This is a genomic window from Promicromonospora panici (assembly GCF_900608595.1).
Classification (GTDB): domain Bacteria; phylum Actinomycetota; class Actinomycetes; order Actinomycetales; family Cellulomonadaceae; genus Promicromonospora; species Promicromonospora panici.
In genome coordinates this window covers 1-21,215 of sequence record NZ_UWYY01000028.1, presented here as the reverse complement: position 1 = coordinate 21,215, position 21,215 = coordinate 1, and the positions used below count along the sequence as shown (strand labels likewise).

Genomic DNA, 21,215 nt, shown 5'->3' with positions numbered 1-21,215 from the left:
GGGCCTCGGGCGGCCTGTCCGGTAGTCTCGGGCGCGATGTCGCACCACACCGAACCAGCCTCCGTCGGGGATTCGACGAGCTCCGCCTCGCCAGGCTTCGCCGCGGCGAGCTCCTCGACGCGCCCCGAGCCGACGCCGGATGCCGCCCCGAAGACCCGCGTCGTGATCCTGTTCGGCGGGCGTTCCGGCGAGCACGGTATCTCCGTGGCCACGGCCGGCGGGGTGATGGGTGCGATCGACCGTTCGAAGTACGAGGTGGTGCCCGTGGGCATCACCCCGAGGGGGCAGTGGGTCATCGCGGCCGACGAGCCGGAGCGCTGGGCCATCACCGACGGCAAGGCCGTCGAGGTGCCCGCCTCCGCCTCCGAGGTGGTGCTCCCGCTGACCGTCGGCGACTCCGCGCTGCGCGTCATGGAACCAGGCCAGGTGCCGTCGGCGCTGGCCGACGTCGACGTGGTGTTCCCTCTGCTGCACGGGCCGTACGGGGAGGACGGGACCCTCCAGGGCCTGCTCGAGCTCGCCGACGCCCGGTACGTCGGCTCGGGCGTGCTGGCGTCCGCCGTCGGCATGGACAAGCACTTCATGAAGATGGTGTTCGCCGGGCAGGGCCTGCCCATCGGCCAGTACGCCGTGATCAAGCCGCGGGACTGGGAGCAGCGCCGCGACATCGTCCTGCAGACCGTCGAGCCCCTCGGGCTGCCGCTGTTCGTCAAGCCGGCCCGGGCCGGGTCGTCGCTCGGTGTGTCCCGGGTGGACTCCCTGGACGAGCTGCCGGCCGCCGTCGAGGAGGCGCGGCGGCACGATCCCAAGGTGATCGTCGAGGCGGGCATCGTCGGCCGGGAGATCGAGTGCGCCGTGCTGGGCGGCCGCGGCGGGCAGCGCCCGCGGGCGTCCCTGCCGGGCGAGATCGTCGTCACCGACGAGACCAAGAACGGCTTCTACGACTACGAGGCCAAGTACTTCGACGAGTCCGCCGTCGAGCTAACCTGCCCCGCGGACCTGCCCGACCACGTCATCAAGGAGATCCAGGAGATCGCCGTGCGGACGTTCGAGGCGGTCGACGCCGAGGGCCTGGCGCGCGTGGACGTTTTCGTCACGCCCGAGGACCAGGTGATCGTCAACGAGATCAACACCATGCCGGGCTTCACGCCCTTCTCGATGTATCCCCGCATGTGGGAGGCCTCGGGCGTGAGCTATCCGGAGCTGATCGACGAGCTGATCCAGCTCGCCCTGGAGCGGCCCACCGGCCTGCGCTGATCGCCTGTACTCTGCCTCTCACTGGTGTGTCAGACGCCCAGATCACCCGGGTGACCTGGGCGTCTGACACGTCGACAGGCGGGACGAGGAGGCAGGATGCTGGGCGAGCCGCGCTACAAGTACGCGGTACGTGAGGTGCGGGTCGCGAACGGGATGCTCACCATCGGGCTCACGACGTTCGCCTTGAGCGCCGTCATGCGGGTCGAGGTGATCGGCGTGGCGAAACCCCAGCCCATCGGAGCGTGGGCGAACCAGGTGGCGTACCCGTTCGGCATCGTCGCGGTGGTGGTCCTGCTGCTCCGTCTGGTGGGGGCCGACGCCGTCCCGTGGGAGGCCGCCCTCGCGATGGCCTGTGCCGGCGTTGCCTGGCCGGCGGCACGCGCGTGGCAGCTCACGCAGTTCTGGAAGCCGGTGTGGAAGTACCCGGTGCACGCCCTGCAGCTGGTCACCGCCACGCAGCACGTGCACCGCATCTGCGCGCATGACGCCCGGCACCTCGCGGCGCTCGCCGATCTGCTCGGCGTGGCGATGAAGAACGCGGCGATCTCCTACCACGGGCGCATCGAGCTGATCACGAACGCGGACGCGCTGCACACCATCGAGACGACCCGGGACTCGATGGTGCGGTGACCCGGTTCGTTCAGCGCACAGTCGGGTGCGGCTCCAGGCCCATCTGGACCAGCAGCGCGGACACCATGTCCTCGTGCAGCGCCACATGGTCGCCGAATGCGAACTCCTGGTGCCCGTACACGGCCATGCACTGCAGGCCGTAGACCTGCCGCCAGCTCGTCACCATGAGGTGGGCGATCCCGAGCGGCAGGTCCTGCCCGCCCACCGCGTCGCGGTACCGGCAGATCTGCTCGGCCAGCTGGGGATCGATCTCGTCGTCGGCCGGGCGCGGGATGCCCGACGCCGCCAGCTCGCGGAAGAGGGGCACGTAGTGGCCCCCGACCATCTCGGCCATCCGGCGCTGGAGGACGTCGCTGTCGGGGATCTCGGCGCGGATGCCGGAGCCGATGATCAGGTCGAACTCCGCCGGATTGCGGACCGCCCAGTCGAGCGAGGCCCGGGTCGAGGCGACCAGGGCGGCGGCGACGTCGCCGGGCCGCTGCCGGGCGACGGCGGCGCTGAGCTCGTTCAGCACCTCCTCGACGATCAGCACGCAGAGCTGCGCGATGATGTCCTGCCGGTTCTCGAAGTGCCGGTACAGCGCGGGCGGCGTGACGCCGACCTCCTTCGCGATGGCGGCCATCGTGAGCTTGCTCAGGCCGTGCTGGCCGGCGAGCTGGTGGCGGGCGGCGTCGAGCACCTCACGCCGCAGCTCATCACGCAGGCGTTCGCGCCGGGACTGCACGGGCGGGGACTGTTCGGGCGGTGCGGCGTCGACCGCCAGGTCCGGCGATACCGCCGGTGTTGCTGCCGGGCTCACTGACACTCCTTCGTGGCAGGTACTTGCGTCACGGCGCCGGCGAGGTCGGCGATGAACGACGTCGAGTGGTCCTCCGTGACCGCCGGCGGGACGATCACCTCGACCGCGGGCTCGCGGCCGTAGGTGACGAACGACCAGGTGCCCTCGTCGTCGGTGGTGACGATCCAGTCGACGGCGGTGCCGTCGCCCGAGTCCACGTGCTGGCAGTCCGCCGACGGTCCGATCTGGGCCACGCCGCAGCGCATCGTCACCGCGCCGCCGGGCTCGCCCCATGCCGCCGTGGCCTGGGCATCGGTTCCTACCTTCGGCAGGTCCGGGCCGAGCTCGTCCGGCACGGCCAGCATGACCTCGGCGCACTTCGGGTCTGCGGCGTCCGGGGCCACCTCCACGCCGATCGTCCGCGCGCACCCGCCCACCGCCACGATCAGGAGTACGGCGGCGGTCGATGCGGAGACGAAACGGGCGGGAAGCACGAAGATACGTTACCCGCCCCGGATGGCGGTCGTCCCCGGCGCCCCCGGCGCCGCCCGTGTGCCACCCCTCGCGCGGCTCGGGTGGGACGCCGTACGGCTCGCGCGGAACGCCGTGCGGCTCGCGCGGACGGGCACGTATGCCGCACCTGGTCGCGCGGGCATTTATGGTCTACCAGTGACCCGCGTCCGTGACCTCTCCGAGGAGCAGATCCTCGAACGCATAGTCCCCCTCCTGCCGAAGGGGAGCGCCACGCTGCTCGGCCCCGGGGACGACGCCGCGGTGCTCGCGGCGCCCGACGGCCGGTTCGTCGTCTCGACCGACGTGCTGGTCGAGGACCGCCACTTCCGCACCCGCTGGTCCACGGGGTACGACGTCGGACGGCGCGCCGCCGCGCAGAACCTCGCCGACATCGCGGCGATGGGTGCGCGGCCCACCGCGCTGGTCACGTCCCTGGTGGTGCCGGGTGACACCGAGCTGGACTGGGTGACCGGCCTGGCCAGGGGCCTGGCCGACGGCTGCGCGCCGGCCGGTGCGGGCGCTGTCGGTGGCGACCTGTCGGGTGGGCCGTGCCTGGTCGTGAGCATCACGGTGCACGGTGACCTGGAGGGGCGCGCGCCGGTGCTGCGGTCGGGTGCGCGGCCGGGCGACGTCGTCGCGCACGCCGGGGTGCGCGGCTGGTCGGCCGCCGGGCTGGCGCTGTTGGAGGCGGGTCTGGTCCGGGCGCCGCTGTCCGCCGCGCCGCTGGAGGTCAGCGATGGCGTGCTGCTCGAGGACGCCTGGGAACGGCTGGTTGCCGCGTACCTGCGTCCGGACCCGCCGCTCGCCGCGGGCGTCGCGGCGGCTGAGGCCGGGGCCACTTCGATGCTCGACCTGTCCGACGGGCTCCTGCGCGACGCCGGACGGGTCGCGCGCGCCAGCGGCGTGCGGATCGACCTCGACCCCGAGGCGTTCGCCGCCGACCGCGAGGCACTGCGCTCGGCGGCGCGCGCCGTCGCCGCGGCCACCGGCCTGGGCGACCCGGGCTGGGGCCCGGGGAGGGCCGACATCGACGGGCTGACCGGCGCATGGATCTGGGCCGGGGGAGAGGACCACGGGCTGCTCGCGACGTTCCCCGCCGGGACGTCGTTACCCGCGGGCTGGACCGCCGTCGGACAGGTGCACGAGGTGGGCGCGGTGGTACCGAAGCCCGAGCCTGGGGAGCCGGAGCCGCCGGTCACGATCGGCGGCAGGACGCCGGACACGGCGTCAGGCTGGGACCACTTCAACACCTGACCCCGCCACGGTTCTACCTCGCGCGGAGTGGGTCAGCGCTTGCGGAAGCGGAGCTGTTTGAGCGGCCGGCCGCCGATTTCGTCGATGCGCTCGGTGCCGTCGGGCTGGAACCCGTGGCGCCGGTAGAAGTGCTGCGCGCGTTCGTTGCCCTCGAGGATCCACAGGCTCACCACCGTGCCGGGGGCGAGACCGTCGAGGACCGTTCGCATCAGGTCGCGGGCCACACCTGTGCCCCACGCGCGGGGATGCAGGTAGATGGCGTAGATCTCGCGGTCGCCTGGTTCGGCATCCTCGTCGCGGGACGGGCCGACGCTGGTGAACCCGACCGGGCCGGTCTCGTCCTCGGCCACCAGCACGCTGGTGGCGCCGGTGGTCACGGCGGTTCGCCACAGCCCGGCTCGTTCGTCGACGTCGAGCGACGACAGGTACGAGTCGGGCAGGATCTCGGAGTAAGCACCACGCCAGGAGGCGATGTCGACGCGGGCGATGGCCTCGGCGTCGGTCGTCGTTGCTGGGCGGATGGTCACGTCTTCCGGTGCCATCATGACCTCACCTTTTCACCCTGTGGTGCCTAGCGCAACCACTTCTTTGGGTCTGGTTGAAGGTTACGGGAACGTCGAAGACGCCCGCCAGGTGCAAACCCGACGAGCGTCTTCATCAAGCATGTGCGGGTCGCTTCAGCGACCCGGCTGCGGCAGCGTCAGGCCGAGACCTTGCGCGTGACCTTGCCGGCCTTGAGGCAGGAGGTGCACACGTTGACGCGCTTGGGAGTCCCGCCCACGATCGCGCGAACGCGCTGGATGTTCGGGTTCCAGCGACGCTTGGTGCGGATGTGAGAGTGCGAAACGCTGTGCCCGAAGCCCGGGCCCTTGCCGCAGACGTCGCAGTTGGCAGCCACGGTGTCTCCTGAATGTCGTGCACGCCTGTGCAGAAACGACAGCACGACGTGATGGATGGTCGAAAGGGGGAGCCCGGACGCTTCAGAGCAATCAACGCTTCTTAGCGCGCCAGGCAACTTCGACAGAGTACCCGATCGCAGGCCGGGCCCTCAAACCGTAGCCACCAGGTGCTGCGTCACATGTGGATACCGGCAGGCGGCTCGCCGGGCCTGTGGACGGCCGCACGCGAGTGTCTCGGCCGCTGGGTACGGTGGGATCCGTCCGGGCGGGCGCCCGGGTCCTTGCAGTGCCACGTCCAGGAGGGCAGAGCGTGACCGACGTCGACAGCGGTAACCGGGCGGCTGATTCTGGTCCGGAGCCGTTCCCGTCCGGCGTCCGCCTCGAGGACCCGGGGCTCGTGCGTGCCTGGACCCGCGGCGCGACGGCGGCCCTGCGGCGCGAGCGCGGCGCGATCGACCGAATCAACGTCTTCCCCGTGGCCGACGCCGACACCGGCACCAATCTCTACCTCACGCTCCGCGAGGGCGACCGGGCGGTCGCCGGTGCGCCGGCGGACACGCCGGGGCCGCGGCTGCTGGCGATCCTCGCCCGGGCGGCCCTCCTGGGCGCGCGCGGCAACTCCGGCGTGATCCTCAGCGAATGGCTGCGCGGGCTGGCGGTCGCGGCCCGACGCGGCGGCGGTACGGCGGACCTGCTCACGCGGGCGGCGACGTCGGCCAGATCCGCGGTGGCCCAGCCTGCCGAGGGCACCATCCTCACCGCTGCCGACGCTGCCGCTGCCGCCGCGCGTGCGGTCGAGAGCAGGGCCGGGCTGGACGTAGCCGTTGACGGCGCAGGGCCACTGGAGACCGTGACCGCCGCCGCGGCCGCTGCGCGGGCGGCCGCACGGGCGAGCCGGGACGAGCTCGACGTCCTGCGCGCGGCGGGCGTGCTCGACGCCGGAGCACTGGGGCTGGTGCTCGTGCTCGACGCGCTGGTCGTCGCCGTGTCCGGCGCCGCAGCCCTGGGGGCGGACGGATCGGGCGACCTGGCGACCGGCTCGGAGGTCGGCGGAGTGTCAGTGGTGGACGGCACCATGGACACCGTGAACCTGGACCAGCTGCTCGACGCCGGCGCGCCGCCGCCGGTGACCGACGCGCCCGGCATCGAACCGCACGGCGCCGACGCCGACGCGGGCGCCCTCGAGCTCATGTTCGTGCTCACCGGACCCGCCGAGGCGGCGTCGGAGACGGTCGCGGCCGAGCTGCGTGCCGCGCTCGGCGAGGTGGGCGACTCGGTGGTCGTGGTCGGCGGGGACGCCGGCACCGGGACCGCCGTCTGGCAGGCGCACGTCCACACCGACCACCTCGACCAGGCGCTCGCCATCGCGGCACGGGCCGCGCGTACCGGCGCCCTGGCGCAGGTGCACGTGCGACACCTGGCCGCCGTCGGCCAGCACGAGTGGGGGGTGGTGGCCGCGACGTCGGCCCCCGGCCTGGCGGCGGAGCTCGCGCACGCGGGCGCCGTCGTGCTCCTCACGGGTGGGGTCGGCGCCACGGTGGAGGGGTTGACCCCTGACGACGTCGGCCGCGCCGCCGCATCGACCGGAGCGCGCCGGGTGCTGCTCCTCGGCGTGCCCGACGAGGCAGCCGGGGCCGAGGCCCACCTCGACGTCGACGAGGTGGTCGCCGTGCCGACACCCACCGACCTGCACGCCGTCGTGGCGCTCGCCGCCCTCGGCACGCTGCTACCGATCGGCCTGCCGGACGGCGGCGGCCCGCACGGCGTCGACGCGCACGCGACGGTGCGCGAGGCGCTCGCCGTGCTGACGGTGGTGGCCACGCGAGGCGCCGCCGCGGTCGACGTCCTGCGCGAGGCCGCGGGCACCGGGACCACCGTGGCGACGGCGCTCCTCGACGCAGACGCCCCCGAGGGCCTGCCCGACCGGCTCGCCGCCGTGCTCGCCGAACGCGCGCCGGACGCGGAGCTCGTCGTCCTGGCGACGGGCCGCCCGGGTGACGGGGTGCAGCTCGGCACGGAGGAGGGCGACGCATGACGACGCGGGCGGACGAACGGCTGGAGCGGGCCTTCGACAAGCGGACGGCCACCGCCCTGGGCAAGCTCGGACTGGCGACCGTGGGCGACCTGCTCGGCCACTATCCGCGCCGGTATGCCGACCCGGGCGCACTGTCGGACATTGCGGCGCTCCAGGTGGGCGAGCACGTGACGATCCTGGCCCGGGTGGAGCAGGCGACGGTCCGGCCGATGCGCAACCGCAAGGGCGCGCTCATGGAGGTGGTCGTCACGGACGGGAAGAGCCGGCTGTCGCTCACCTTCTTCGGCAAGCACCGCGGCTCGCTCTACAACCACGAGAAGCGCCTGGTCCCGGGGGCGAAGGGCCTGTTCACGGGGACCGTCGGCCTGTACAGGGGCACCCGGCAGCTCACGCACCCGGACTTCACGCTGATGGGGGAGGAGTCCGACCTCGACAGCGACGAGGCGCTGCTGGAGCACGCGACCAAGCCCATCCCCATCTACCCGGCCGCCGCCGGCATCCCGAGCTGGAAGATCCAGGGCGCGCTGCGCGTCGTGCTCGACACGCTGACCGACGACGACGTGCCCGACCCGGTGCCCGACGAGGTGGGGCAACGCCAGGGCCTGCCCGCACGAGCCGCCGCACTGCGCAGCCTGCACCGGCCGGCGACGCTGGAGGAGGCCTACCGCGCCCGGCACCGGATGCGGTTCGAGGAGGCGTTCGTGCTGCAGGCGGCCCTCGCCCAGCGCCGGGCCCGCACCGCCGCCGAGGACGCCACCGCCCGTCCGCCGCTCCCCGCGGGGAAGCCGAGCCTCCTCGCGGACTTCGACGCCTCCCTCCCGTTCGTGCTCACCGACGGCCAGCGCGAGGTGGGCGAGGAGATAGCCGCCGAGCTCGCCAGCCCGCGCCCGATGCACCGGCTCCTGCAGGGCGAGGTCGGCAGCGGCAAGACGGTGGTCGCGCTGCGCGCCATGCTCCAGGTGGTCGACGCCGGCGGACAGGCCGCGCTGCTCGCGCCCACCGAGGTGCTCGCCGCGCAGCACGCCCGGACGCTGCGCGCCCTGCTGGGCCGGCTGGCCGACGCCGGCACGCTGTTCGGGGCCGAGCGCACCGGCGCGAGCACCCGGGTGGCGCTGCTGACCGGATCGCTCGGGGCGAAGGCCCGCAAGGAGGCCCTGTTGCAGGCGGCGAGCGGCGAGGCCGGGATCGTGGTCGGCACGCACGCCCTGCTGTCCGAGCAGGTGCAGTTCGCCGACCTCGGGCTCGTCGTCGTGGACGAGCAGCACCGGTTCGGCGTCGAGCAGCGGGACGCCCTGCGCGCCAAGGGCCGCGTGTCGCCGCACCTGCTGGTCATGACGGCCACACCTATCCCGCGGACGGTGGCGATGACGGTCTTCGGTGACCTGGAGACGTCGTCTCTGACGGAGGTGCCGGCCGGGCGCGCGGGCATCACCACGGTCGCCGTCCCCGCGGGGAACACCCGCTGGACGGACCGCACCTGGGCCCGCGTCCGCGAGGAGGTCGACGCCGGCCGCCGCGCCTACGTCGTCTGCGCCCGGATCCACCCGGACGAGGAGACCAAGACGGCGGCCAAGGACTTCGACGACGTCCCGGAGTTCTTGGACCAGGCGGGTCCGGGCGCCGAGGGCGCCGAACGACCGCCGCTGCGCGCCGTGCTCGAGGTGGTCGAGGAGCTGCGCTCGCGGCCCGAGCTGGCGGGCATCGAGATCGGGGTGCTGCACGGCCAGATGCCGCCCGACCAGAAGGAGTCGGCAATGAGCCGCTTCGCCTCCGGCGAGGCACCGGTGCTGGTCTCGACGACGGTGGTCGAGGTGGGTGTGGACGTCCCCGAGGCCACCGCGATGGTGATCTTCGACGCCGACCGGTTCGGTATCTCCCAGCTGCACCAGCTGCGCGGGCGCGTGGGCCGCGGCACCGACCCGGGCCTGTGCCTCCTGGTGTCCGACGCAGAGCCCGGCACCCCCGCCTTCGCCCGCCTCGAGGCCATGACCCAGACCACCGACGGCTTCAAGCTCGCCAACCTGGACCTGGAGCTGCGCAGCGAGGGCGACGTGCTCGGCGCCGCGCAGTCCGGCAGGACGAGCTCGCTGCGCCTGCTGCGCGTCGTCAAGGACGCCGGCCTCATCGAGGAGGCCCGCACAGCGGCCGTCGACGTCGTGCGTGCGTCGCCCGACCTTACTGAGTTCCCGGAGCTCGCGAAGGCGATCCGGGCGCAGCTCGACGAGGACCAGGAGGAGTTCCTGGAACGAGCGTGAGGGACTCCGCCAGGTTTGGCAGGGTGAAATCCGCGGGGTGAAAGAGATGACCTACTCCTTACGTGCGAAACGCACAACCGATAGAGTCCCCGCCGATGACGGTCGACGCGAGACACGCGATCCATACCGATGCGCCGGCAAAAACTGCATGGCAGCGCGGGAGGCTGCTGGCGCTCGGCTCCGTCGTGGTCGCCGCATTGCTCGTCGCCCATGATTTCGTGCCGAACCGCTGGGGAAACCTCGGCAGCCTCGTCCAGTCGTTCCTGCCATGGCTCGGGCTCGCCGTCCCGCTCGGCATCCTCGCCGCACTGCTGCGGCGGTCCGCGCTCGCGGTCCTCGCCGTCCTGCTGCCGCTCGCGGCGTGGATCTGGGTCTTCCTGCCGCAGGTGCGCCCGGCGGACCCGGCGCCCGGCGATCTGACCGTGGTGCAGCACAACGCCAGCGACACGAACACCGATATCGCGGGCACCGCTGAGGTGCTCCTCGCCGCCGAGCCGGACGTCGTGACGCTCACCGAGGTGTCGGAGGCGACCGCCGAGCAGTACACGCAGGCGTTCGACGAGGTCCTGCCCCACCACGAGACTCAGGGCACCGTCGGCATCTGGTCGCGGTACCCGCTCAAGGGCCCCAAGGCGGTCGACATCCGGCCGGAGGGCATCGACGCCACCTGGGACCGCTGCCTGCGCGTGGTGATCCAGCGCGAGGGAGCGGCCGTCACGCTGTTCGCGGCGCACCTCCCGTCCGTCCGGTTCGGGAGCGGCGGGTTCGAGACGGAGCTGCGCAACGCGAGTGCACTGCAGTTGGCGGACGCCGTCAACGCCGAGAAGAACGAGGCGGTCGTCGTCGCGGGGGACCTGAACGCCGTCCTCGCCGACGACGCCATCGCCCCGCTGACCAACCTCGTCACCGCGCCGACCACCGGCTTCGAGTTCACCTACCCGGAGCCGTTCCCGGTCGTCCAGATCGACCACGTGCTGGCCCGCGGTGCCACCGTGACCGAAGTGCGCGCCCTGCCCGCCACCGGCAGCGACCACCTCCCGTTGATAGCCCATATAGAAACCCCCTGGCAGTAACCCCACACACCCCGTTGAGTACTGGCCTTTCGCCCTCTTGCGGGCCGATCGGGGGCGAATATCCAGCACTCGACGCGGCGGGTTAGGGTCGGCGGGTGACCAGGATCGTGGCCGGGGTGCTCGGCGGGCGCACCATTGCCGTGCCGGGCAAGGGCACCCGGCCCACCAGCGACCGCGTCCGCGAGGCGATCTTCTCCCGTCTGGAGCACCTCGACGTGCTCGACGGCGCCCGCGTGCTCGACCTCTACGCCGGCTCGGGCGCGCTCGGGCTGGAGGCCGCCAGCCGCGGCGCGGTGTCGGTGACCCTCGTGGACAGCGCGCGCGCCGCCACCGACGTCGCGCGCCGGAACGTCGCCGCTTTGGGACTGACGGGGGTGCGCGTCACCACGGAGACCGCCGAGCGGTACGCGGCGTCCCTGGCGGGCGCGGGGGCGCGCCCTGCCGTCCCCGGCACGACGACGGCGGCGCTGGACCTGGTCTTCCTCGACCCGCCCTACGACCTCGACGGCGCCGCGCTCGCCGCCGTCCTGACGCACCTGGCCGCGCCGGGCGTCCTGGCCGACGGCGCGGTGGTGGTCGTCGAGCGCTCGACCCGCACGCCCGAGCCGGCCTGGCCGGCGGGCCTGGTCCCGTTCGCCCGCAAGGACTACGGGGAGACGGCGGTCTACTACGCCGAGCCGGCGGGCCCCGAGGCGTCGGATAGCGTGGGCGCGTGACCACCGTCGTCTGCCCCGGGTCGTTCGACCCCATCACTCTTGGCCACCTCGACATCGTGCGGCGCGCCGCCACCATGTTCGACGACGTAGTGGTCGGCATCGCGAAGAACCCCGGCAAGTCCGGCCTGCTCGACCTGGAGACGCGTGCCGAGCTCGTCCGGGCCGCTGTGCACTCCGGCGCGCAGGCCGATCCCGCGCTGTCGCGCGTGCGGGTCGCGGTAGTGCCGGGGCTGCTGGTGGACTTTTGCCGGGAGGCCGGGGCGGTCGCCGTCGTGAAGGGTCTGCGCGGCGGCGGGGACTTCGATGCCGAGCAGCCGATGGCGCTCATGAACCGGCATCTGTCGGGCGTCGAGACCATCTTCGTGCCGGGCGACCAAAAGTACGCCCACGTGGCGTCGTCGCTGGTGAAGGACATCGTGCGGCACGGGGGGCCGGTCGACGACCTGGTCCCGGCAGGGGTCACGGCGGCACTGCGGGCCGCACTGGGCCAGCCGGCCGCCGACTCGTGAGGCCTGTCACCCCGCACGGGCGCGCGTAACGCCCGCTCGATGTCGTAGGATTGCTTTTTGGCCCGTGGCGTGAGGTCTTTGCGCCGGTCCACCCCCTTCCTCGTCCTTGCCGGACACTGCCCTCATCGGAGTCTGTTATTTCCCGCGAACCGAACTCGCCGCTCGTGCTCGACACGCACGAGCTGTCTCGGCGTGCCGGATCGTCGCGTACGCACCGGGCAACCGTGCAGGCGCCGTCGGACCTCGGCACCGCCGTGATCGGTATCCCGGAAGGCTCTGACCTGGAGCTGGACCTTCGACTCGAGTCCGTGATGGAGGGCGTGCTGGTCTCCGGCACCGTCCGCGGCACGGCCAAGGGCGAGTGCAGCCGCTGCCTCGACGACATCACCCGTGAGATCACGGTCGACGTCACGGAGCTGTTCGCCTACCCCGAGAAGGCCGCGGCCTCGGCCGCGGCGGGGGACGACGACGTGGAGGACGAAGAATCCGTCCTGGACGACGATGACATGGCCGACCTGGAGCCTGCGCTTCGGGATTCGGTCGTGACTGCACTACCATTTCAACCGCTGTGCCGGGAGGACTGCCCGGGCCTGTGCTCCGAGTGCGGAGCGCGCCTGGCTGACGACCCCGGTCATCACCATGACGTAGTCGACCCTCGTTGGTCGGCGCTTCAGAGCATGCTCGAATCTACGAGCGTGTCGGACGAGACGAAAGAGAGCTAGCCGTGGCTGTTCCGAAGCGCAAGATGTCGCGCAGCAACACCCGTGCGCGTCGCTCGCAGTGGAAGACCACCGCAGCGACCCTCACCACCTGCCCGCAGTGCCAGGGCAACAAGCTGCCGCACACGGCGTGCCCGACGTGCGGCACCTACAAGGGCCGCACCTACCGCGACGCCCTGAAGACCGTTCACGCGGGCTGACGTGGCCAAGGGCGGGACGTCGCCGGCGAGGCCGGAACCTACCGCGCTGCTCGAGAAGCTCGGGGTCCATCTGGACCCCGAGCTTCTTGTGCTGGCACTGACTCACCGGTCGTTCGCGCACGAGGCCGGGGGGATCCCCACGAACGAGCGCCTGGAGTTCCTGGGCGACACCGTGCTGGGGCTGGTGGTCACCGAGGCGCTGTACCGGCGGCATCCCGACCTTTCGGAGGGCGACCTGGCGCGCATGCGTGCGGCGACGGTGTCGCAGCGTGCGCTCGCCGCGATCGCACGCACTCTCGGGCTGGGTAAGTACGTCCTGCTCGGCAAGGGTGAGATCCGCACGCGCGGCTTCGAGAAGGACTCGATCCTCTCCGACACGGTCGAGGCTCTGATCGGCGCCACGTACCTGTCGCACGGCCTCGAGGTCTCGCGTGCGCTGGTGCACCGCCTCGTGGACTCGACGCTCGACGTCGCCGCTGGCCTGGGCGCAGGTCTCGACTGGAAGACCTCCCTGCAGGAGGCCTCGGCCGAGCGTGGCCTCGGCTCGCCCGAGTACATCGCCACGTTCGAGGGCCCTGAGCACGCGCGGGTGTTCCACTCGTCGGTAGTGATCGACGGCGTCACCTACGGCTCCGGCTCCGGCAGCGCGAAGAAGCACGCCGAGCAGGGCGCGGCCGAGGAGACCTACCGGGCCCTCCTGAAGAAGTTCCCGCTGCCCAAGTCCGGCGAAGGCGACACGGCGGACAAGGCGCCGGCCTCCGGTGCCTGAGCTTCCCGAGGTCGAGACCGTCCGGGACGGTCTCGACCGCTTCGTCGTCGGCGCGGTGGTGCGCGATGTCGAGGTGTTCCGCGACTACAGCGTCCGGCGGCACGACGGCGGCCCGGGCTCGTTCCGCGACCAGCTCACCGGACGGCGGCTGACCGCCGCAGCTCGCCGCGGCAAGTTCCTCTGGCTGCCGCTCGTCCCCGCCCGGTCCGCACCCACAGCAGTTGAGCCGGCGGCGGCGCTGCTGGCGCACCTGGGCATGTCGGGCCAGCTGCTCGTGCGCGGCGTGACTCCGGACGTCACGGCGCCGAGCGCGGCCTCGGACGATGCGGTCTTCGGTGTGACGGCGACGAGCGGTGCGTCCGGCGAGGACGACTGGCAGCACCCGCACCTTCGCGTTCGTCTGCACCTGGACGATGCGCCGTCCGGGGCGCGGTACCTCGATTTCGTGGACCAGCGCACGTTCGGGCACCTGAGCGTCCAAGACCTGGTGCCCGACCGCGCCCCGGCGTCGAACTTCGCGCGGTCAAACTCCGGGCCGTCGAGCGCTCCGCCGTCGGGCATCCCGGCCGGGCACGGCTCGGACCTGCCCCTCTTGCCGGAGCCGGTGGCGCACATCGCCCGCGACCTGCTCGACCCGAACCTCGGCCTGGACGATCTGGTGCGGCGGGTACGCCGACGTCGGACGCAGATCAAGCGGGCGCTCCTCGACCAGACGGTCGTGTCGGGCGTGGGCAACATCTACGCCGACGAGGCGCTGTGGCGCGCGAAGACGCACTGGGCGCGAGCGACCGACAAGCTCAAGGTCGCGGACGTGCGGCGGGTGCTGGACTCGGCGGCGGAGGTCATGCGAGAGGCGCTGGCCCAGGGCGGCACGAGCTTCGACGAGCTGTACGTCAACGTGAACGGGCAGTCGGGGTACTTCGACCGGTCGCTCGCCGTGTACGGCCGCGAGAACGAGGAATGCCGCCGCTGCGGCGCATTGGTACGCCGCGACGCGTTCATGAACCGCTCCTCGTTCACCTGCCCGGTCTGCCAACGCCCGCCCCGCACCCCCAACCCGCCGAGGTAGAACCGTGGCGAGGTAGGACCCGAGCTCAGCCGGAGTTCTACTTCGCTGCAGTTCTACCTCGCCAGGGTCCTACCTCGCCCTGGTTCAACCTCGGCGAGTCCGTTCTACCTTGCGGCTACATTGCGGAGGTCGGCGCCCTTGCGCCAGGCCGTGAGCTGCTCCGCCAGGAACCGCGCAGCGCCGCGCGGCCGCCCGCCCGCCACGTGCGGCGTGAGGATCAGGTTCGGGACGTCCCAGAGCGGCGAGTTCTCAGGCAGCGGCTCGGTCTCCATGACGTCCAGAGCCGCGCCGGCGAGCCGCCCGGAGCGCAGCGCGTCCACGAGAGCCGCCTCGTCGACGGTCGCCCCCCGGCCGACGTTGACGAACCGCGCCGACGGCGGCAGCAGGCTCAACAGCCGGGCGTCGAGGATGTGCTGGGTCGCCGGGACGGCCGGCAGCAACGAGATGAGCAGGTCGGTCTCGGCCAGCAGCGCGTCCAGGCCGTCGGCGTCGACCACCGGATAGCCGGAACGCTCGCCCGCACGCGAGGCGACGCCGGTGACCTGCGCGCCGAGCGCGGTCAGCAGCGGAGCCAGCCGCAGGGCGATCGAGCCGAAGCCCCAGATGGTCACGCGCGCGCCGTCGAGCGTGTACTCGCGGCCGGTGACCGGGTCCGCCTGGGCGAACGCGATCTCCTTGGCCCAGTGGTGCTCGCGCTGCGCGGCCAGGGAGACGTCGATGCGGCGCACGGAGGCGAGGATCAGGGCCAGGGCGTGCTCGGTGACGGTGTCGTCGTGCAGGGACTGGCCGGAGGAGATCACGACGTCGGGCCCGAACCCGGAGCGCAGCGCGACGTCCGGGCCGGCGGACAGCGTCTGCACCCAGCGCAGCCGGGTCAGCCGCTGGGCGGCGTCGGCCAGGAGCCTGGGCGGGTTGGACCAGGTGATCAGCATCTCGGCGTCGGTGTGCTCCTCCGGGACCGGCTCGTTCATCGCGTAGGCGACGACGGTGTCGGTGCCGCCGGGCGCGAAGGAGGCCCCGCCGTCGGGCAGCAGGGACGGGAAGTCGAGGTCGAAGGGCACGTCCGGTGCGAGGATCTTCACGGCGGGGACGTTACCGGACCCGGCACGGACCACAAGAAAGCAGACCGCGAAGTAGAGCGCCTGTCCGGGTCTCCCTTGACAGTCACCAGGGAGACCCGGACAGGCGCTCTACTTCGCGGTACCGACCGGGGAGGGTCAGCCCGTCACCCGGACGTACACCGGGTTGCTCTGCCACATCTCCGTGTACCGCACGGGGACGCCCTCCTGCGAGGCCTCGACGACCATGCCGTTGCCCGCGTAGAGCGAGACGTGGCCCGGCGTCCAGACGATGTCGCCCGGCTGGGCGTCCGCGGCGGAGACCTGGTACCCGGAGGTCGACAGCGCACTGGAGCTGTGCGGAAGGTCGAGCCCGAGCTGGCCGTAGACGTACTGGATGAGCCCGGAGCAGTCGAAGCCACTGGGGGAGGCCCCGCCCCACACGTAGGGCACGCCGACGTACTCGAGGGCGAGGTTGACGGCCTGCTGACCGAGGTCGGAGGCCTCCGCGGAGACCTCCTCCACGGCGGCGGTCGCCTCGACCTCCGCGGCCGCCTCGGCCTCGGCGGCCGCCTGGGCGGCGGCCTCCGCGGCAGCTGCTGCCTCTGCCTCGGCGCGGGCCTTCGCCTCGGCCTCCGCCTTGGCACGTGCCTCGGCCTCCGCCTTCGCCTTGGCCTCGGCGATGCCCTCTTCGGTCTCGGCGTACGGCGTCACGGCCACTCGTCCGCGCTCGGCCCAGAACTCGGCGTTCTGCGTGACCTTGACCTTGGTCACCAGGTTCTCGGCGAACCCGGCCCGGGTCTTGGAGTCAACCGTGTTGCTGACGGTGTTGCTGACCGGCGTGGCGTTCGCCAGTGTGGCCTGCGTGTGCGTCTCGGCGGGCGCGGTGTGGGCGGTCTGGGCGAAGACCGACGCCAGCATGCCGGACGTGACGACCGCGATGGCGCCGGTACGGGCGGCATTCTCTGCTGCGGTCTGGCTCAGTGCGGTGAAGGGGGTGAGTGCGGGGCCGTCGGCGCGGTGCCTGCCCCGATAGGTGGGACGGTTTGCCTGGTCGTCCGCCCACTCATGGGTGCGGTCGGTGAGTACGGTCACCAGTGATCTCCTCGGACGCCTACGAGGTGAGCTGTCGGGTTCGGATGGGGAGTTCAGTTCACCCGGCCTCGTCAGAGGCTTCACCCCAAGGACACTCGCGTGCCCGGCTTACCTGGTTCCCCCGCCCCTGTCACGTTCTAGCTGCTCAGGTCCGGTGACAGGGCTCGGCGTCCGGACCTGGACCTCACCGTTGCTGGCGAGGTGAGATGAACGTACCCGCCTTTCCCTCGAATGTCACGATTAGGTCACATAGCGTCCTGTGATGGAACGTTCCTGGCAATGAGTTCCCCGTGCCACCATGACCTGCATGGACGATTCCACGCGTTCCCGGTACGACGTCGTCGTCGTGGGCGGCGGTCACAACGGCCTCACGGCGGCGGCCTACGCGGCCCGCGCGGGACGGTCCGTCCTCCTCCTGGAACGTGCGGACCACGTGGGCGGCGCCGCCGTCTCGGCCCGGCCGTTCGCGGGCGTGGACGCGCGCCTGTCTCGCTACTCGTACCTGGTCTCGCTCCTGCCCCGCCGGATCGTCGAGGAGCTCGGGCTGCCGATCACACTGAAGCGGCGGCGCTGGGCTTCGTACACGCCGGTGGGTGACGGTGGCCTCCTCGTCGACACGCAGGACGACGCCGCGACGCGCGCCTCGTTCCGGCGCCTCACCGGCTCGGACGCAGACTTCGAGGCCTGGGGCCGCTTCTACGCGACGACCGCCGAGGTCGCCCGGCTGCTCGCGCCGACGCTCACCGAGCCCCTGCTCCCGCGCGCGACGGTCCGCGACCTCGTTGTCGGCGGCGCGGGCGAGGCGGCCTGGCGCACGCTCTTCGAGGAGCCCCTGGGCGAGGTGCTACGCGCCACCTTCGCCGACGACGTCGTACGCGGGGTCGCCGCCACCGACGGCCTGATCGGCACGTTCGCCGACGTCGACGAGCCGGCCCTGCGGCAGAACCGCTGCTTCCTCTACCACGTCATCGGCAATGGAACCGGTGACTGGGACGTGCCGGTGGGCGGCATGGGCGCGGTCTCCGGTGCCCTGCACGACGCCGCCGTGGCCGCCGGCGCGAGGATCGTCACCTCCGCGATCGTCACCGCCGTGGACCCGGGACCCTCGGGTGTGGAGGTCACCTGGTCCGACGCCGCCGGGCGCACCCGGGGCGTGACGGCCGGGCACGTGCTCGCGGGATGCGCCCCGGCCGAGCTGGAGCGGCTGCTCGGTGTCGACGCCCCGGCGTCCGGCCCTGAAGGCGCCCAGCTCAAGGTCAACATGCTGCTGACCCGCCTGCCCCGGCTGCGCGACGGCGTCGACCCGGTCGCCGCGTTCAGCGGGACTCTGCACGTCAACGAGTCCCTGACCCAGCTCCAGGCCGCGCACGCCCAGGCGGCCGCCGGGCGCATCCCCGATCTGCCGCCGAGCGAGATCTACTGCCACACGCTGACCGACCGGACGATCCTCGGCCCGTCGCTCGCGCCGACGGAGGCCCAGACGATCACCCTGTTCGGGCTCCACATGCCGGCCCGGCTCTTCCGCGCGGACCCCGACGGCGCCCGCGAGCAGGCGCTGCGGGCCACGCTCGCATCGCTGAACACCGTGCTGGCGGAGCCCATCGAGGACTTCCTCGCACTGGACGCCGACGGCGCGCCCTGCCTCGAGGCGCGCACCCCCGTCGACCTGGAGGGCGACGTCGGGCTTCCGGGCGGCCATATCTTCCACCGCGACCTGAGCTGGCCCTTCGCCGAGTCCGACGACGACGCCGGGCGCTGGGGCGTCGAGACCAGCCACCCGCGGGTGCTGCTGGCGGGTGCCGGGGCGCGGCGCGGCGGGGGAGTGAGCGGGATCCCGGGGCGGGCGGCCGCGATGGCGGTGCTGGCCGGCTGAGCCCCGGGCGGTCGGCCCTTGCCGGCTCAGGCCCGCGGCGCCACCGACTGCAGACTTGGCTGCGCCCCTCTTCGCTGACTGCAGGCTTGGAAGCGGATACAGGGCCAGTAACCGCAACCAGATCTGCACTTGCCGATATTGGCGGCGACCAAGTCTGCGGTCGGCAGATCAGCTGGGGTCTGTGGGGGGATCTTCCGGCGACCGCTCCTCCTGGGCAGTTGACCAGGCGTAGGCACGGTCGGTCGCGAGGAGGTGCTCGTGGCTGCCGCGGGCCACGACCGTCGCAGGGACGGCGCCCGTCGTCGCGGCCGCGATCGTGGCGGGCGTGCCGTTCCCCAGGAGCAGCACCTCGTCCGCGGCCGCCAGCGGAGTGAGGCGGTGCGTCGCCAGCAGCACCGCCCGGCCCGTCTCGCGGGCGTGCGCCGCGAGGGTGCGCACCAGCGCGTCGGCGGTCTCGCCGTCCAGGTGCTCCGCCGGCTCGTCCACGAGCAGCACCCGCGCCGGGGCCAGGAGCGCACGGGCAACCAGCAGCCGACGCCGCTCGCCACCCGAGACCGCCGCCGCATCCGTGCCGACCACGGTGTCCAGCCGTTCGGGAAGCGCGTCGAGCCAGGCCGCCAGCCCGACGGCCCCGAGGGCGGTCCGGGCCTCGTCGGCCGTGACGTCGCCGCGCGCGACCCGCAGGTTCTCCAGCACGGTGGTGTCGAAGAGGTGCCCGTCCTCGGCCAGGAACAGCGCGTCCGTTCGGCCGGTCGGCAGTTCGTCAGGAGATCGGTAGCTCGGAATGCCGACCCCCTGACCTTCTGCCGACCGCGCTTCCGCCGACCGCCCCTCTGCCGACCGGGCGGACACCGTCCCCGCGACCGGCGGGATCAGCCCCGCCGTCATCAGCAGCGTCGTCTTCCCGACGCCGGACGGCCCGGCCAGCGCCACGACCGACCCCGGCCGCAGCGCGAGCGACACCCCTTCGACGGCGGTGCGCGGCACGCCGCCGGCGCCGGGCCAGCCGGCCGCGACATCGTCGAGCACGAGCAGCGCGCCGGCCTCCCCGGACGTGTCAGACGCTGAGGTCACCCGGGTGACCTGTGCGTCTGACAGCTCGCCGGACGCGGGTGGCGGAGTGCCAGGCACCTCCGGCGGCAGCAGGTCCAGCAGCCGGCGCGCCGCCTCGCGCGACCGGTGCAGCTGGATCGCCGCCGCGGGCAGCCCGGCGGTCGCCTCGAACACGGCCAGCGGTGTCAGCACCACCACCGACAGCGCCTCCACGGACAGCGAGCCCGACAGCGCCGCCGGGATCCCGAGCGCGAGCGACGCGAGCACGGCGAGGCCCTGCGCCAGCGCCCCCAGCGCGGCGGCGAGCCCGGAGGTGCGGGCGCCGTCGTCGGCGACGGCGGACAGGCGCGCGTCCGCCGCGTCGAGATCGGCCAGCCGCGCGCCGAACCGGCCCGAGACCCGCAGCGGCGCAGCCTCCTCCAGGATCTCCAGGGAAAGCGCGGTCACCTCGCCCCGGGCGGCGGCACCCCGCGCCTCGGTCCGGGCCGCCGCGCGCGCCGCGAGCCACGGCGTCACGATCGCCGCCAGCACCAGGCAGAACGCCAGCGCTGTCCCGGCGGCCGGCAGCAGCACGCCCAGCAGGATCACCGAGCCGAGCGATGTCACCACGGCGACACCCGCGGGCACGATCGCGCGGACCACCACATCGCCGACGTCGTCCACGTCCTGGCTGATCCGCGCCAGGAGCTCGCCCCGCCGCACCGTGACCGGGCGGTCGTCGGCCGCGAGCCGCTCGTACAGGTTGGCGCGCAGGGCCGCCATGCCCCGCAGGGCGACGTCGTGCGAGGCCAGGCGCTCGCAGTAGCGCAGCACGCCGCGCCCGATCCCGAAGGCCCGCACCGACACGACGGCCACGGAGAGGGTGAGCACCGGCGGCATCTGCGACGCCCGCGCGACGAGCCAGGCGGCGACGGCGGCGAGGCCGATCGCGCAGGCCAGCGCCAGGACGCCGAGCCCGATCGCGGCGGCCACCTTGGCCGGGCGCACCTCCAGCAGGGGCAGGACGCGCCGCAGCGGATCGCGGCGTGCCTCCCGGGCGAGCTGCTGCGTCGCGCTGGTCATCGCGCCTCCCGGGCAGCCGCAGGTTCCACGGGGATCGATCCGTCGTCCGCCGCGGCACGGACGTCGATCACCTGGTCCGCGAGCCCGAGCAGGGACGCCCGGTGCGCGACGACCAGCACGGTCCGGCCGGCGTCGCGCCAGGCCCGGACGGTGTCGAGCACCGCCTGCTCGCCTCGCGCGTCGAGGTGCGCGGTCGGTTCGTCGAGGATCACCAGGGGCTTGGCCGCGGCGTCGTCGAGCAGGGCGGACGTGAGCGCGACGCGCTGGCGCTGCCCCACGGACAGCCCCACACCGCCGAGTCCCACGCGCGTGTCCCAGCCCTCGGGCAGCGAGTCGACGACGGCGTCCAGCCCTGTCAGGCGCGCCGCCCGCGCAAGAGCGCCGTCGCCGTCAGTATC

20 protein-coding genes, 1 pseudogene and 1 riboswitch are annotated in these 21,215 nt (G+C 73.0%); of the genes and pseudogenes, 13 read left to right on the top strand and 8 right to left on the bottom strand.

Annotated elements, in window-relative coordinates:
- Window positions 1-36: 36 nt before the first annotated feature.
- Complete coding sequence (locus EW117_RS25885; RefSeq protein ID WP_242504572.1) at window positions 37-1,257, top strand: D-alanine--D-alanine ligase family protein; 1,221 nt, start codon at window positions 37-39, stop codon at window positions 1,255-1,257.
- A 96-nt stretch (window positions 1,258-1,353) separates the two neighbouring features.
- Complete coding sequence (locus EW117_RS25880) at window positions 1,354-1,887, top strand: hypothetical protein (RefSeq protein WP_129789612.1); 534 nt, start codon at window positions 1,354-1,356, stop codon at window positions 1,885-1,887.
- Window positions 1,888-1,897: 10 nt separating this feature from the next.
- Here EW117_RS25880 and EW117_RS25875 read toward each other — a convergent pair whose 3' ends face one another.
- Window positions 1,898-2,686, bottom strand: a complete 789-nt coding sequence (locus EW117_RS25875) for a TetR/AcrR family transcriptional regulator (RefSeq protein WP_165362871.1) — start codon at window positions 2,684-2,686, stop codon at window positions 1,898-1,900.
- Window positions 2,683-3,159, bottom strand: a complete 477-nt coding sequence (locus EW117_RS25870) for a DUF3515 family protein (RefSeq protein ID WP_165362870.1) — start codon at window positions 3,157-3,159, stop codon at window positions 2,683-2,685. Before EW117_RS25870 ends, EW117_RS25875 begins: the two co-directional genes overlap by 4 nt.
- Before the next feature lie 22 nt (window positions 3,160-3,181).
- Here EW117_RS25870 and EW117_RS25865 point away from each other — a divergent pair, with 22 nt between their 5' ends.
- A complete protein-coding gene (locus EW117_RS25865) occupies window positions 3,182-4,432 on the top strand; it encodes a thiamine-phosphate kinase (protein ID WP_129789610.1) in 1,251 nt (416 codons plus the stop codon).
- Window positions 4,433-4,464: 32 nt separating this feature from the next.
- Here the strand turns inward: EW117_RS25865 and EW117_RS25860 are convergent, their stop codons facing one another.
- Together EW117_RS25860 and rpmB are read right to left on the bottom strand one after the other, a co-directional pair.
- On the bottom strand, window positions 4,465-4,977 hold the full coding sequence (locus tag EW117_RS25860) for a GNAT family N-acetyltransferase (protein ID WP_340641116.1): 513 nt from the start codon (window positions 4,975-4,977) through the stop codon (window positions 4,465-4,467).
- Window positions 4,978-5,132: 155 nt separating this feature from the next.
- On the bottom strand, window positions 5,133-5,330 hold the full coding sequence (gene rpmB, locus EW117_RS25855) for a 50S ribosomal protein L28 (protein WP_119143026.1): 198 nt from the start codon (window positions 5,328-5,330) through the stop codon (window positions 5,133-5,135).
- A 311-nt stretch (window positions 5,331-5,641) separates the two neighbouring features.
- Between rpmB and EW117_RS25850 the strand changes: the two genes are divergently transcribed.
- The 9 genes from EW117_RS25850 to EW117_RS25810 all read left to right on the top strand — a co-directional run bounded on the left by EW117_RS25850 (window position 5,642) and on the right by EW117_RS25810 (window position 14,676).
- Window positions 5,642-7,366 carry a DAK2 domain-containing protein gene (locus EW117_RS25850; protein WP_129789609.1) on the top strand — a complete coding sequence of 575 codons (1,725 nt, stop codon included), beginning with the start codon at window positions 5,642-5,644 and terminating at the stop codon, window positions 7,364-7,366.
- Window positions 7,363-9,621, top strand: a complete 2,259-nt coding sequence (locus EW117_RS25845) for an ATP-dependent DNA helicase RecG (RefSeq protein WP_129789608.1) — start codon at window positions 7,363-7,365, stop codon at window positions 9,619-9,621. Before EW117_RS25850 ends, EW117_RS25845 begins: the two co-directional genes overlap by 4 nt.
- Before the next feature lie 95 nt (window positions 9,622-9,716).
- A complete protein-coding gene (locus tag EW117_RS25840; RefSeq protein WP_129789607.1) occupies window positions 9,717-10,694 on the top strand; it encodes an endonuclease/exonuclease/phosphatase family protein in 978 nt (325 codons plus the stop codon).
- Window positions 10,695-10,789: 95 nt separating this feature from the next.
- The gene (gene rsmD / locus EW117_RS25835) at window positions 10,790-11,410 is read left to right on the top strand and encodes a 16S rRNA (guanine(966)-N(2))-methyltransferase RsmD (RefSeq protein ID WP_129789606.1); all 621 of its coding nucleotides are present in this window, start codon (window positions 10,790-10,792) and stop codon (window positions 11,408-11,410) included.
- On the top strand, window positions 11,407-11,919 hold the full coding sequence (coaD, locus tag EW117_RS25830; RefSeq protein WP_129789605.1) for a pantetheine-phosphate adenylyltransferase: 513 nt from the start codon (window positions 11,407-11,409) through the stop codon (window positions 11,917-11,919). Before rsmD ends, coaD begins: the two co-directional genes overlap by 4 nt.
- Window positions 11,920-12,083: 164 nt before the next feature.
- Window positions 12,084-12,641 carry a YceD family protein gene (locus tag EW117_RS25825; RefSeq protein WP_207212060.1) on the top strand — a complete coding sequence of 186 codons (558 nt, stop codon included), beginning with the start codon at window positions 12,084-12,086 and terminating at the stop codon, window positions 12,639-12,641.
- 2 nt (window positions 12,642-12,643) lie between these two features.
- Complete coding sequence (gene rpmF / locus EW117_RS25820) at window positions 12,644-12,838, top strand: 50S ribosomal protein L32 (protein ID WP_108495103.1); 195 nt, start codon at window positions 12,644-12,646, stop codon at window positions 12,836-12,838.
- Between the two features lies 1 nt (window position 12,839).
- Window positions 12,840-13,607 carry a ribonuclease III gene (gene rnc, locus EW117_RS25815; RefSeq protein WP_242504571.1) on the top strand — a complete coding sequence of 256 codons (768 nt, stop codon included), beginning with the start codon at window positions 12,840-12,842 and terminating at the stop codon, window positions 13,605-13,607.
- Window positions 13,600-14,676: a DNA-formamidopyrimidine glycosylase family protein gene (locus EW117_RS25810; protein WP_129789604.1), complete on the top strand. Its 1,077-nt coding sequence runs from the start codon at window positions 13,600-13,602 to the stop codon at window positions 14,674-14,676. Before rnc ends, EW117_RS25810 begins: the two co-directional genes overlap by 8 nt.
- 104 nt (window positions 14,677-14,780) lie before the next feature.
- Here EW117_RS25810 and EW117_RS25805 read toward each other — a convergent pair whose 3' ends face one another.
- Both EW117_RS25805 and EW117_RS25800 read right to left on the bottom strand, forming a co-directional pair.
- Complete coding sequence (locus EW117_RS25805) at window positions 14,781-15,758, bottom strand: NAD(P)-dependent oxidoreductase (protein WP_129789603.1); 978 nt, start codon at window positions 15,756-15,758, stop codon at window positions 14,781-14,783.
- 135 nt (window positions 15,759-15,893) lie between these two features.
- Complete coding sequence (locus EW117_RS25800) at window positions 15,894-16,829, bottom strand: C40 family peptidase (protein ID WP_129789602.1); 936 nt, start codon at window positions 16,827-16,829, stop codon at window positions 15,894-15,896.
- A 1-nt stretch (window position 16,830) separates the two neighbouring features.
- Window positions 16,831-16,982: riboswitch (cyclic di-AMP (ydaO/yuaA leader) on the bottom strand.
- 145 nt (window positions 16,983-17,127) lie between these two features.
- Between EW117_RS25800 and EW117_RS25795 the strand changes: the two genes are divergently transcribed.
- Window positions 17,128-18,702 (top strand): phytoene desaturase family protein, encoded by a 1,575-nt coding sequence (locus EW117_RS25795; protein ID WP_422891556.1) that lies wholly within the window; start codon window positions 17,128-17,130, stop codon window positions 18,700-18,702.
- 168 nt (window positions 18,703-18,870) lie between these two features.
- Here EW117_RS25795 and cydC read toward each other — a convergent pair whose 3' ends face one another.
- Together cydC and EW117_RS25785 are read right to left on the bottom strand one after the other, a co-directional pair.
- A complete protein-coding gene (cydC, locus tag EW117_RS25790) occupies window positions 18,871-20,817 on the bottom strand; it encodes a thiol reductant ABC exporter subunit CydC (RefSeq protein ID WP_129789600.1) in 1,947 nt (648 codons plus the stop codon).
- Window positions 20,814-21,215 (bottom strand): annotated as a pseudogene (locus EW117_RS25785) (ABC transporter ATP-binding protein); the annotation flags it as partial. The pseudogene EW117_RS25785 and the gene cydC, both read right to left, overlap by 4 nt.

Excerpts from the sequence above, each read along its gene's own strand:
- EW117_RS25885 (WP_242504572.1), top strand. The coding sequence starts at position 37 with ATGTCGCACCACACCGAACCAGCCTCCGTCGGGGATTCGACGAGCTCC.
- EW117_RS25880 (WP_129789612.1), top strand. The coding sequence starts at position 1,354 with ATGCTGGGCGAGCCGCGCTACAAGTACGCGGTACGTGAGGTGCGGGTC.
- EW117_RS25865 (WP_129789610.1), top strand. The coding sequence starts at position 3,182 with ATGGCGGTCGTCCCCGGCGCCCCCGGCGCCGCCCGTGTGCCACCCCTC.
- EW117_RS25860 (WP_340641116.1), bottom strand. The coding sequence starts at position 4,977 with ATGATGGCACCGGAAGACGTGACCATCCGCCCAGCAACGACGACCGAC.
- EW117_RS25845 (WP_129789608.1), top strand. The coding sequence starts at position 7,363 with ATGACGACGCGGGCGGACGAACGGCTGGAGCGGGCCTTCGACAAGCGG.
- EW117_RS25840 (WP_129789607.1), top strand. The coding sequence starts at position 9,717 with ATGACGGTCGACGCGAGACACGCGATCCATACCGATGCGCCGGCAAAA.
- EW117_RS25795 (WP_422891556.1), top strand. The coding sequence starts at position 17,128 with ATGACCTGCATGGACGATTCCACGCGTTCCCGGTACGACGTCGTCGTC.
- cydC (WP_129789600.1), bottom strand. The coding sequence starts at position 20,817 with ATGACCAGCGCGACGCAGCAGCTCGCCCGGGAGGCACGCCGCGATCCG.